Source organism: Pedobacter psychrodurus, from assembly GCF_004331735.1.
GTDB classification, from domain to species: domain Bacteria; phylum Bacteroidota; class Bacteroidia; order Sphingobacteriales; family Sphingobacteriaceae; genus Pedobacter; species Pedobacter psychrodurus.
This window is the reverse complement of sequence record NZ_SJSO01000007.1, coordinates 1-12294: the sequence shown is the minus strand read 5'-3', so window position 1 is coordinate 12294 and position 12294 is coordinate 1. Positions and strand designations below refer to the sequence as shown.

At 36.2% G+C, this 12294-nt stretch carries 14 protein-coding genes; 5 read left to right on the top strand and 9 right to left on the bottom strand.

Annotation, left to right across the window (positions count from 1 at the left end; translation table 11 throughout):
• Nucleotides 1–70: 70 nt before the first annotated feature.
• Together EZ456_RS10125 and EZ456_RS10120 are read left to right on the top strand one after the other, a co-directional pair.
• Nucleotides 71–1639 (top strand): hypothetical protein, encoded by a 1569-nt coding sequence (locus EZ456_RS10125; RefSeq protein ID WP_131529779.1) that lies wholly within the window; start codon nucleotides 71–73, stop codon nucleotides 1637–1639.
• A gap of 31 nt (nucleotides 1640–1670) precedes the next feature.
• On the top strand, nucleotides 1671–3080 hold the full coding sequence (locus EZ456_RS10120; protein WP_131529777.1) for a DUF5723 family protein: 1410 nt from the start codon (nucleotides 1671–1673) through the stop codon (nucleotides 3078–3080).
• 5 nt (nucleotides 3081–3085) lie between these two features.
• On the opposite strand, the gene tsaB is transcribed toward EZ456_RS10120, so the two are convergent.
• From tsaB to EZ456_RS10080, 8 genes are all read right to left on the bottom strand, one after another.
• Nucleotides 3086–3781 carry a tRNA (adenosine(37)-N6)-threonylcarbamoyltransferase complex dimerization subunit type 1 TsaB gene (tsaB, locus tag EZ456_RS10115; RefSeq protein WP_131529775.1) on the bottom strand — a complete coding sequence of 232 codons (696 nt, stop codon included), beginning with the start codon at nucleotides 3779–3781 and terminating at the stop codon, nucleotides 3086–3088.
• Between the two features lie 251 nt (nucleotides 3782–4032).
• Nucleotides 4033–4263: a membrane protein insertion efficiency factor YidD gene (gene yidD, locus EZ456_RS10110; protein ID WP_131529773.1), complete on the bottom strand. Its 231-nt coding sequence runs from the start codon at nucleotides 4261–4263 to the stop codon at nucleotides 4033–4035.
• Complete coding sequence (locus EZ456_RS10105; RefSeq protein WP_131529771.1) at nucleotides 4247–4645, bottom strand: ribonuclease P protein component; 399 nt, start codon at nucleotides 4643–4645, stop codon at nucleotides 4247–4249. Before EZ456_RS10105 ends, yidD begins: the two co-directional genes overlap by 17 nt.
• Nucleotides 4646–4712: 67 nt before the next feature.
• A complete protein-coding gene (gene rpmH / locus EZ456_RS10100; protein WP_010601723.1) occupies nucleotides 4713–4871 on the bottom strand; it encodes a 50S ribosomal protein L34 in 159 nt (52 codons plus the stop codon).
• Nucleotides 4872–5287: 416 nt separating this feature from the next.
• The gene (locus EZ456_RS10095; protein WP_131529769.1) at nucleotides 5288–6022 is read right to left on the bottom strand and encodes a LytR/AlgR family response regulator transcription factor; all 735 of its coding nucleotides are present in this window, start codon (nucleotides 6020–6022) and stop codon (nucleotides 5288–5290) included.
• Nucleotides 6000–7061, bottom strand: a complete 1062-nt coding sequence (locus EZ456_RS10090; protein WP_225876514.1) for a sensor histidine kinase — start codon at nucleotides 7059–7061, stop codon at nucleotides 6000–6002. Before EZ456_RS10090 ends, EZ456_RS10095 begins: the two co-directional genes overlap by 23 nt.
• Nucleotides 7051–7398, bottom strand: coding sequence for a DUF4288 domain-containing protein (locus tag EZ456_RS10085; protein ID WP_131529768.1), 348 nt, complete (start codon nucleotides 7396–7398; stop codon nucleotides 7051–7053). The genes EZ456_RS10090 and EZ456_RS10085 overlap by 11 nt, the downstream gene beginning before the upstream one ends.
• Before the next feature lie 23 nt (nucleotides 7399–7421).
• Nucleotides 7422–8192, bottom strand: a complete 771-nt coding sequence (locus tag EZ456_RS10080) for a LiaF transmembrane domain-containing protein (RefSeq protein WP_131529765.1) — start codon at nucleotides 8190–8192, stop codon at nucleotides 7422–7424.
• Between the two features lie 131 nt (nucleotides 8193–8323).
• On the opposite strand from EZ456_RS10080, the gene EZ456_RS10075 reads away from it, so the two are divergent.
• Nucleotides 8324–9196 carry a ChaN family lipoprotein gene (locus EZ456_RS10075; RefSeq protein ID WP_131529763.1) on the top strand — a complete coding sequence of 291 codons (873 nt, stop codon included), beginning with the start codon at nucleotides 8324–8326 and terminating at the stop codon, nucleotides 9194–9196.
• Nucleotides 9197–9242: 46 nt separating this feature from the next.
• Here the strand turns inward: EZ456_RS10075 and mscL are convergent, their stop codons facing one another.
• Entirely contained in the window at nucleotides 9243–9692 is a 450-nt protein-coding gene (gene mscL, locus EZ456_RS10070; protein ID WP_131529761.1) for a large conductance mechanosensitive channel protein MscL, read from the bottom strand.
• Between the two features lie 167 nt (nucleotides 9693–9859).
• Between mscL and rpoN the strand changes: the two genes are divergently transcribed.
• Nucleotides 9860–11332, top strand: a complete 1473-nt coding sequence (gene rpoN / locus EZ456_RS10065) for an RNA polymerase factor sigma-54 (RefSeq protein ID WP_131529759.1) — start codon at nucleotides 9860–9862, stop codon at nucleotides 11330–11332.
• A 757-nt stretch (nucleotides 11333–12089) separates the two neighbouring features.
• Nucleotides 12090–12294, top strand: a 205-nt coding sequence (locus EZ456_RS25320; RefSeq protein WP_394343141.1) for a hypothetical protein, incomplete at its 3' end; no start/stop codon positions are given.

Here is a 12294-nt window from a genome sequence, read left to right as displayed (position 1 = left end):
CGCTAAATTAATAAATTGACAAAGAACTTCTCACTAATCAATGTAATAAATTAAATTTGTTGCACAGCAGATGAAAAAAATCGTAATTCTAACAAGTGCATTATTTTTAGGTGTAGCCTTTATGGCTTACCTCTATTTTTCAAAATTGGGTATAGATAATGATGCGAAAGACCTGGCGCTGCAATCGGCAACCAATAACGCAGCTTTGGTGTTTTCTTTTCAGAACGACAAAGGTTTTTACGATATTATTGAGGGGCAGCAACTTATCCAGCAGGTTTTGGGAAAGGATAAAATGAGCATCTTAAAACAGCTGAAAACAAGCATTATCGACGATAATCTGCTAAACAGATACCTGAAAGATCAGCAAGTTTACATCAGTGTATTACCCGATTCGAATAAAACCCTGAACTTCTTGATCACCTTACAAATACAACGTGATAATGACATCAAAAAATTCTATGAACAGTTAAAACTTAAAAAAGCGATCAGCGAAACTGCTAAAGACCTGTATACGGTAAAGCTAAATGATAGCTTATCGGTTTATTTAAGCATTCATGGCCAGGTATTAACGGCTTCAACATCTCTTAAACTTATTAATGATGCCAATGTACGTTTAACGGAAAATCCCTTTACTGAATACATTAAGGAGAATAACCGGCAAATTAAAAATGTACTCACCCATGTTTATATCAATTTTAACCAGGCGCCGTTACTGCTCAAAAATATTATTGCGGGCAACATTAATGGAGAAATTGCAATTTTTAATAAACAGAACAGTTTTGCCGTACTTAATTATAATTTCAGTAGAGAAAAAATCCTTTTCAGCGGCAATACAGAGTTAAAAGACCAGCATAATTACCTTAAACTATTCGAAAACACAGCTGCACAAAATACATCCATACAAAATATCCTGCCAGATAATACAGCAAACTATACACTTTATGCTTATGATGATTATGGCAAATGGCTTAAAAAGCTTAATAGTTGGCAGGAACAGACGAAAACACTTTCAAAAACCAATGCGGTAATAAAAAAAGTAAAAGACGAATACAGAATAGATTTAAATTCGATATTTACGACTTACACGAAGAATCAATTTATTCTTTTTCAGTTAAGCACTAGCGAAAAACTAGGTGCAATTTCATTATCAAATGGGGAAAAAGTAAAACAGTTATTGCTTGATGTAAGTACAGATTACAATGAAGACATTAAGCTCTTTAAATCATCTGATATTCTATACAGCTATTTCGGTGAACCCTTTAAAAAATTTGCGAGGCCTTATTATGCCATTGTAGATAATAATTTAGTTGCGGCCAATAACGCAAGCACGGTGCAATCATTTCTAAATGATTATAAAAACAACAGGCTTTTAATACAAACGCCACAATATGTAGATGCGGTGAACCAGATTTCGACCACCTCGAATGTGAGTTATTACATCAACACCAAAAATTCGGCAGATATTTTCAGGAACAATATTCAGCTCCCATTTTACAAACATTTGAGGGCCGATAGCGGTTTAAAAAGTTTCGATACTTTTTATTACCAGATGAGTGCAGACAAAAACAAGTTCATCACTAACTTGCTTTTAAACAAATATTTAAAGCCAGAAATACCAGATTCGTTAAGTAACCGTTAATAAGGAAACAAGCCCAGAAAAACTATTTTACATGAAGAAACTTTTACTTGCGTTACTGGCACTAGCCAGCTTCGGGGTTGCAAATGCGCAACAATATGCACTTTTCGGCACCAAAACGATGTTTGACGCCTTCGAAAACCCATCTCAAAAATCTTTCACGCTCGATTCATCCCGAAAATTCTCTTCAAATTTCTTCCTGCCCTACTTTGGAACAAATGCAATTAATAAGGGAAGCTCTAAGTTTGCCATTAGAAAACTAACGCAAGAGGGTGTTTTTGATACAAGAAGTTTACCGATCGGCACTGGAGAAGTTAATCATTTTTTCGAAAACAGCAATATCTATGTAGCTGCGTTCAGGCTTTTCAAATCTTACAAATATCAAAAAGAAATGGGGTTTTCTTGGCAGATAAGGTCGGATGCCAATATCGAATACACAAATGAAACCCTTGCTATTTTTGATTCGTTCGAAAGGTTTAGCCCCAACCAACAATATACCGGAATATTCGATACAAAAGGTTACGAGCAAACGTATCACCAATTTAGTTTTACCTACCGCGAAAACTGGAACAAGCGCCTTGCATTTGGTTTAAAAGCCAGTGTATTGAGTGGAATACTTTATAACAAATTAGATGTTTCCAATTCCTTCTTATATATCGACCCAGAAGCTGATGCCTTGTTAATTGGCCTGAAGGGAACTTACTCTAGCAATTTTTCTGATTTTAATGAGGTAGATAAGAAAAACTTCTTTCCCAACTTTAAAAACCCTGGGTTATCATTAAGCTTTGGAGCCAATTACACTACTAAAAAAGGCCTTTTCTTAATGGCCAATATTAAAGATTTAGGTTTTATTTGGTGGCGAAGTAATACGCAGCGTACGATGATAGATCAATCGAAAATTATTGAGAATATAGAAAATAATCAATCTAATACCAACCAGGAAATTAAAGACATTTTCCTCCTTTCGGAACAGAGTAAGAAGTTTTTAGCTCCTACCAACGCCAAACTTGATGTTTACCTATCTAAGCGATATGGTTTTTACAAACCAGGCCTAGCTGTTTCGAAAAACCTGTTTTACAAAGGTGGAGATATTGCTTTTGTAAACACTTTTATTGCCAACGATTTTTCAGGAAGTATTACTCCATTGTACAATTTGAATGGTGTTTTTATGCTTGGATTGCAGGCAAAATACCAAACCCCTAATTTCGAATTGTTTATGGGCACCGATAATTTGGTAGCTACCAGTTTCCAAACGCTGGGGATGATTAAAAATGATGCTACTGTAGGCAACGGCCCAAATGGAGCTTCTTTTTATATGGGCGTGGGCATTAAATTCGGCAGTGTGGTGAACCATCCGCAATTTGCCGACGTAATACCAGGCATAAATGATAACGAAGGTGGAAGTTTCTTTAAAAGTTTATTTTCGGTTTTTAAAAGAAAGTAACCGACTTAACCTTGTGCCTGTTGCTTTTTAGATTGTGTAACTACAAAATCTTTCAGGTAAAAAGGTTCGAAATAGGCCACATCTTCAAAATTAGTTTTAGTGAAAGCTTCATTCGCTAATCGCGACATGTATGTTGCAGAATTGAAATTGGACGCATCAAATTTTGCATTTTGATGTGTTAAAACTTCAGCGCACTTGGCAGCGCCATCACCTAAAAAGATAATTGGTTGTTGTGTAAGATAATCAGTGAAACTTGCCTCGTCAATAATTTTTGCTTCGGTAGGAACGATTATATTTAATGAATGATCGAAAATTGAGGTATAAACTTCCATCCTACGGGCATCAATCATTGGGCAGATTAAACCAGAATATTCAGGATTTTCTGTTAAGTAACCGGCAGCCATCATTTCTAAGGTTTCGATGGCAATTAAAGGTTTATCTAATGCATAACAGAGACCTTTAGCTGTAGAAACACCAATCCTTAATCCTGTATAAGATCCTGGCCCTTTACTTACGGCAATGGCATCTAACTCTTGGTAGCTCAACCCCGCAGTTTTAAGCACTTCATCAATGAACAAGGTTAAATTTGCTGCATGTAAGTTTTGTCCTTTTTCTTCTTTAAATGAAATCGTTTCGCCATTGATAGATAGTGCTACAGAACAAATTGCCGTAGCTGTTTCTATTTGAAGTATTTTAGCCATTGTGCAAAGATAAATAAAAATGGATGTAGTCGGAAGTCAGAGGTCCGAAGTTAATTTAGTTTAGCGTTTGGAGCCAAATTACCTTTTGTGATGTGTCATCCTGAGCGTAGTCGAAGGACCTTTACCTTAATACTTTCCAAATGATATTAAGGTTAACAAATAAATTAATTGGAGGAGATTGCTTCGCAACGATGAATGTGGCTATGAATTAATCACAAATAAACCAATGATCAGTGAACAAATGAACTCTTCTACGGAACAGGATCATGTCCATGTTTGCCCCATGGATGACAGCTGCCAATACGTTTCAGTGCCAGCCAACCACCTTTAAATGGGCCGTGCTTTCTAATGGCTTCTATCCCATATTGCGAGCAGGTTGGCGTAAACCTACAATTTGCACCCAGCATTGGCGAAATGGCGTATTGATACACTTTAATTAGGCCTAAAAAAAACCACCCGAAAATTTTATTGATGAATTTCATTGGGCTGGATTAAATTTTGAAAGCGCTTAAAAGTAGCAATCAGTTTTTTCTCGATAAAAACAAAATCATATTTTTCTTTACCTACAAATTGAATGGAAATCAAAAGCAATCCCCTATCAGTAGGTAAAGGCATGTATAATTTATCTTGTTTATTGAGGCGATAAGCTTCGCGTATGCGGCGCTTGAGCAGATTGCGATCTACTGCCCGTTTATATCTTTTTTTAGGAACGTTGATGACCACCTGCGCTTGTACATCAGCCGGTTGATCGACAAAAAGATAAGAAATCCGAAAGGGGTATAATAAAAAAGAAGAACCGTTTTTAAACAACAGGTCTAAATGTTTCCTGCTGCATAACCGTTCTTCTTTCCTGAATGTGTACATATATTTTTGATTGATAACTGCAGATTTTGATCTGCCGATCCCGAATTAACGGAAAAGCAATCAAAAATTATGCTTTATGCTTGCGTTCGTCAGAAACTGTTAATCTTTTTCTTCCTTTAGCACGACGTGATGCTAATACTCGTCTGCCGTTAGCTGTTGCCATTCTTTCGCGGAAGCCGTGTTTGTTTCTTCTCTTTCTTTGCGAAGGTTGGTATGTTCTTTTCATGACTGTATATTATCTATTGTAAAATTAAGAGGTGCAAATATAAAGCGATTTCTCTACAAATGCAAGAGTGATTAATTATTATTTTTTCTATTTAAATGCAAATGTAATAATTCTTTTGAAAAAGTTGCCTTATGGGTATTTATAAATATCTATTTATGCGTTTATTGTTTCACCAAACGTTCCGACGGAACGAAAAAAACTTTCTTTCTACCTAGGATCCGTCCTGATGGGACGAGGCCAGTAAGTACCCTAAATATCATTGTTTAACAAATTACATTTGCTCTTTGTCGCTAGAAAGGCGCAAACCATCAATAGTAGTAGCGGCATCCGTAAACAAACCTGATTGTAGTGAAAATCCTTTTTGCCACCCTTTTTATTTCGGTCGGTGAGACACCGACCGATAGATCCAAAACAGATTACAAACCTAGCGCCGCCTTCAGTTTCACATAACCTGTTTTGCTTACTGGTAACCAAATATCAGATTTTAACAATACTACGTAGCTATCTTTCTCTTTTAGCTCTATTTTAGTTACCTGGGCCAGATTAATGATGTAGGACCTGTGTATACGGATAAACTGGCTCGCATCGAGCGTTTGTTCGAAATAAGCCATGGTTTTATTCTTATAGAAAGCACCATCAATGGTACTTAATTTCACGTAATCATCATCGGCCTCTAAATAGTTGATATCGAAAATGGGAATAATTTTAATTACGCCGTCTTTTTTAACCACTACCCTATTATTTTGGGCCGGACTTAAAGCAGCTGCATCCAAAACAGCCTCTGTATTTTCGGTTTGGTTTAATTTGCCTGGTAATTTTTTAATGGCTGCATCGAAGCGCGATTTATCAATCGGTTTAAGCAGATAATCTACCGCATTAACCTCAAAAGCTTTAATGGCATATTCATCAAAAGCTGTGGTAAAAATTACTGCAGGTTTATCTTCAACCAGCTCGAGCATTTCGAAACCGCTAATTTTAGGCATCTGTATATCCAGAAAAATTAAATCGGGCTTATGCAAGGTAATGGCTTTCAAACCTTCGAACCCATCACCACATTCTGCTACAATCTCTATTTCTGCATGATCTGAAAGGTAATATTTTACAATATCTCTTGCTAAAGGCTCATCGTCAATTAGTATTGTTCTGATCATTTTTTTGTGGAATTTTTAGGGTGGTAATATATAAATTATTTGCCTCAATATCGGTTTGTAAAAGATGAGTATTCGCAAATAACAGATATAGCCTGCGTTTAATGGCACTTAAACCAAAACCAGTTCCTCCGGCGGCCTTCATTTCGGGATCGAATGGATTTTGTACACGTAACTGCAAAATGTTATATTCAACAGTAACATCTACCTTAATCGTAATGCCTGCTGAAGTATTATAAAGTCCGAATTTAATGGCATTTTCAACAATAGGCTGCAACAAGGTACCTGGTAAACAAAGCTTCAAAGTATCTTCAGCTACATTAACCTCAATGTTTAACCTATGGCTAAACCTTACCTTTTCAATATCGAGATACAATTGAATGTATTCCATTTCTTCTTCTACTGAAACCCACAATTCGTCATCACGTTTTAAGGTTCCACGAAGAAAAGAAGCTAGTTTCATAATCATTACCCCCGCTTCTTTCGGATTAACCATGGTTAATGCAAACACTGAGTTTAAGCTATTGAAAAGAAAATGTGGTTGTAATTGGTGTCTTAATTTATTCAACTCAGCTTCTTTTGCTAAACTTTTGGCTGCCGATAGCCTTTCGTGTGTTTCTGATTGTTCTTCTAATCTATACCATAAAATATTAGCTAAAGCACACCAGGCTAAACACATAAAAGAAATTAAGCCCCTGAAGGCAAAAGAGAAATTGTAAAAATCTTTATATTCCTTATAATCAGAAAAAATATAGAGCACAACATATTTTGATGCAAAAATAATCACAAAAGTAAGCGCAAGCGTGATGATCAGTACGTACAGTATCCGCTCATTTTTTGGCTGGTAATACCCAAGCATGTTACTAATACCAATGCAAGCCAAAGCCAACAAAAAGTTATTGGTTAAGCTATCGGTTATTGATATCCACCAAGAAAAATTAACTACATAATGCAATCCGGCACCACACAATACAGTCCACACGATTGCAATGGTAAACGATATTTTCTGTATTTGCGGAACGGATAAAGGTCTAGTTGTCAAAATGGTTTTGATTAGTTAATGATTTATTGCGGTGCGCTAGCTTCTCCAGGTATTGTGTAACCGATTTGGGCTCAACAATTTTAGAACTTACTTCTACACCATCAGCAAGTTCTTCCACTGCCGATATTCCGCCTACACCTATAAACTTCCATACTACTTTATCGCCGTTACAATTATTAAAAGAAGGGTTATAATATACAGCATTCAATTTAGCTTTGTTTAAAGCCTGCAAAATCCCATCTGCCTGGATTAAACGCGTTTGTTCATTAAACTGGGGTGTATGTTTTCCTTCACCACAAATTACCTGATAGATACAATTTACTGCGAACCATTTCATAGGCGATGTTTTATAATAAATGTTTAGAAACTTTTAATTTCGATCCCTCCAAATAAAGCCGTCCCATCTAAAATCAATGTTTTTTTCATCTCTGCTACTGGCATCACATGTGATCTTTTATCTTCTACGCTACCAAATAATGCCGTTACGTTCGATTTTATTGCCCAGTTTTGTGGTACAATTAATTTAATTCCTCCAAAAACCGCTGTTACATCAAGCGATGCTGTTTCAGGAAAATCAGCCTGAGTCATTACAATATCTGCCCCTCCAAATACCGCAGTAATTTCGCCTCCTTGAAAGTTTTTAGAGTAAACGGTTTGGTTACTGCCCCCAAAAACGGCCACTACCTCAATAACATCATTATTATTTGCGGTCTTCTTATCATCAGCTGCGTCAAAATCAAAATCGGCTTTGTTCTTATCTTTATTCTTCAATTTCTTTCCTAAAAATCCTGTATCTTTTGGTCTAAAGATTAAAAAGCCACCAACAATTACTAAACCTATACCTAAAGCATATTTAGAGAGATCGAGATCCAGTCCCGGTATATTATCCAATGTATTGTAAGCACCGATCAAAATCAGGATAAGCCAGGCTATTCCTTTAAAGTTACGACGAACGCCGATAAATACTCCAAGTACAATTAAAAAATTAGACCAGCTGAATATCCATCTCGGAATATTTAGTCCCATATTGTTTAATAGAAATGCAAATCCGATGATGACTATGATGAAACCGCTCCAAACCCTTCCTGAGTTTTTAAGCTGGTTGTTATCGTTATTATTAATATTTTCCATTTGTGTTCATGTTTAATACCCAAAAGTATTAATAAGCAACCGGTCATAATATACCTAACTTGCAAGAACTTGGTAAAAGGCGGTGAGTGCCGTTATTTTATCGGTGAAAATTATTTTGTTATTTTGATGGCATGAAATTTCTCCTATTAATGTTAGCTCTTACTATTTCTACTGGCTTATACGCACAGGAAATAAGTAACCATTACAAGATTTATGATGTAAAAAAACAGAAATCTATCTCAATAGACGATATTGTTGCTGATATGGAGCAAGCGGATGTTTTATTTTTTGGTGAAGACCATAACGATTCTATAGGTCATTATCTGGAAGCGGAACTTTTTAAAAAACTCCATTCAAAATATCCGTTAAAAACGGCACTATCTTTAGAAATGTTCCATACCGATGTACAACCTGAAGTAGATGAATACTTAGCAGGCTTAATCTCAGAAAAGAACTTTATTAAAGAAGGTAGAGCCTGGGGAAATTACAAAGATTACAAACCTTTAATAGAGTACGCCAAACAAAACAGTTTAAAGGTTATTGCGGCAAATGCTGCAACCCGTTATAGCAATGCCGTTACCGCTGGAGGACTTAAAGTTTTAGAAAATTTCCCAAAAACATCATTCAATTTTTTACCACCCTTGCCTATTGATACTGCTCAGGGTAGATATTATGAAAAATTCACAGCAACTTTGGGTGGTCACAGCATGGGCTCGATGAAGATTTACCAGACACAAAATTTATGGGATGCTACCATGGCATGGTCTATACATAAATTTGTTAAGGCAAACAGAGGCGTTAAGGTTTTTCAGCTTAATGGACGTTTCCACAGTGATGAAAAACTGGGAACATTGGCAAAACTGGCACAAGCAAATCCGAAATTAAAAATCCTGAACATTTCATCATTTTCTGATGAAAGCTTTACGAATCCGGATTGGCAGCAATTTAAAAAACTAGGCGATTACATCATCATAACCGATCCAAGCGTAAAAAGAAGTTATTAGAACTAAAAAGCCGCACCAATTTTACATCGGAACGGCTTTTTTAATATTATGCTTTTGTTTTTAACAAATCTCTGATTTCTGTTAAAAGTGTTTCTTCTGCCGTTGGTACTACAGGAGCAGCAACCGCTACAGCTTCTTCTTTCTTCTTCATTCTATTAATTGCTTTAACCATCATAAAAACAATTAAAGCCAACAATAAGAAATTAATGGCCACTGTAATAAAATTACCATAAGCAAATATAGAGGCATCTGGAGCGGCCTTTTTAGCATCTGCCAGTGAAGCGCCCTGTGGAATCAGTTCAGCACCTTTTCCCATTGCAAAATAAATGCTACTAAAATCTGGCTTACCAACCATTGCAGCTATAATAGGCATCACTAAATCGTCGATTACACTGGTAACAATTTTACCAAAAGCCCCACCTATAATTACTCCGACTGCCAAATCGAAAGCATTCCCTTTAATAGCAAATTCTTTAAATTCCTTTACAAAGCCCATATTTTATTAAGTTTTAGTTTATTTACTCACTAAAGTAGCAAAGATTAAATTCAATACAAATCTTTATGAAATAATTTTAAAACCAAACATATCGATAGCATTTAGGTCAAATCAGCAGAATATCTGAAATCTATTGTTTATTTTTGCCCCATTCTTTTATATTTACTATGCTAAAGCAACACTTACAACAAAAATTATTACAAAAGTTATCACCACAACAAATACAGTTTATCAAACTGTTGCAGGTGCCAACGGTTGCTTTAGATACCCGTGTAAAAGAAGAACTTGAAGAAAACCCGGCACTTGAAGACCCAAGCTTAATGACTCAGGATGAGCCAAAGAGCGAATATGATGATTTAAATGATGGACCTGAAGATTACGAACAATCATCAGAAGATACCAGCATGGATGAATTTAATGTAGATGATTATTTACAAGACGATTCTACCAATGATTATAGTACCAATTACAATAATGGTGATGACGATGAGGAGAAAAAGGAAACACCAATTGCCATTGAAAGTACTTTTTTTGAAAGTTTACAAGAGCAATTAGACCTTATCCCCCTATCAGATCAGGATTTTATTATTGGAAAACAGATTATCGGCAGTTTAGATGATGATGGTTATTTACGCCGTCCGTTGGGCTCCATGATCGATGACCTTGCTTTTTCACAGAATGTTATGGTTGAGGAAGATGATGTATTGGACATGTTAAAACTGATCCAAGGCTTTGACCCTCCCGGTATTGGTGCTAGAGACCTGAAAGAATGTTTATTGATCCAGTTAAAAAGGAAAGACCCGAATAATCCGATTATAGTTAAAGCAATGAATGTTGTAGAAAACTATTTGGATGAGTTTACACGTAAACATTACGACAAACTAGAAAAAAGTTTAGGTTTAGATAGTGAAGAGCTTAAAGAGGTTGTAAACGAAATTTTGCGTTTAAACCCGAAACCAGGCGATGCCAATCAGGTTACCACCAAACAAATGCAGATTATTCCTGATTTCCATATCAGTAATAATGATGGTGTATTGATTTTGACACTAAATTCGAAAAATGCCCCTGAATTAAAGGTAAGCAGATCTTATCAGGAGATGTTCGAGCATTACGACAAAGCTTCATCAAAAGATAAAAAGCTGAAAGAGGCCGTTCAGTTTGTGAAACAAAAATTAGATTCTGCTCGATGGTTTATAGATGCGATTAAACAAAGGCAACAAACTTTGTTAAAAACCATGAATGCCATTATGCACTATCAATATGAATATTTTTTAACGTCCGATGAGCGAAAAATGCGTCCGATGATCTTAAAAGATATTGCAGATAAAATCGATATGGATATTTCAACCGTATCGAGGGTGGCAAACTCTAAATATGTACAAACCGAATTTGGCACTTTCTTGTTAAAATCTTTCTTCTCAGAGGCTATTCAAACCGAAAACGGTGAAGAAGTTTCGAATAAGGAAGTTAAAAAAATATTGGAAGACTGTATTGGCAACGAAGATAAACGCAAACCTCTGGCTGATGAAAAATTAACCGAAATTTTAAAAGAAAGAGGTTATAACATTGCCAGAAGAACCGTTGCGAAATATCGGGAGCAGATGAATATTCCGGTAGCAAGGTTAAGAAAAGAACTTTAGGTCGGTTTTCAGTTATTGGTTTCCAGTTAACAGTAAATTGCCAACCGAAAGCATTGCAACCTATATAAACTATCTATTTTATTGTGATTGGAAATGAGCAGTTCTGTGTGCTTGGCGGTTTGCAGTCCTGCCATTCGCTATAGTCCCGATGAAAAATCGGGAGCTGCCGCTGCTGTCAGGTTTAGAAACAAAGGTTTACACCCCCGCAACCCCAAAAATGAAAAACTATTTTGGCCACCTAGCCACCGTTGCAGCGTTGCCCTGCAGCGAGGAGGCACGACGAAGCGAAGCGTATAAGCGCAAAACGGGAACACATTTATTTACTTATACAGGCCCTGCACCCCAAATATAAGCTTAATATTTATAGTGATTGGGAAATGAGCAGTTCAGTGTTCTTAGCAACTTCAGTCCCGCTTTCCATTACAAGTCCGTCCCGATGAATCCTATCGTGTGGACACATCTTTCTCTGACTGGATTATTTTAGCTCCTTTGCCTAAGGCGATCGTCCTTTAGATTTGTTTTGATATATTATTTAAGAAAATCTAATATTTATTTTACTTAGCTTAATTATCAGATTACCTAAAGCGGTAGCGGCACATTAATATTTCGTCAAGGTTTTTATACCTATAGCATGATGCAATCCGCTACCGTTTTTTCCCTTAGTGACCAGATAACAATTAGGGCAATACCCATTATCAAGGACTAGGATCGATGGGGTAAAAATTAGGTAACTATTACAAACATAAAAAATAACAGGATGATTGTCTCTACAATTTTTTTTATTGGGATTGATGTTTCAAAACCCTACTTCGATGTTTCGTTAATGGCTGTAGTTAACCATGTAAAACAAGGGATAGAAACCTCACGGTTTGACAACACAGCAGCAGGGATAAAGCTATTTGAGAAATGGCTCAAATCCCACAAAACAACTTTCAACCAAAACGCTCTTGTTGTCATCGAAA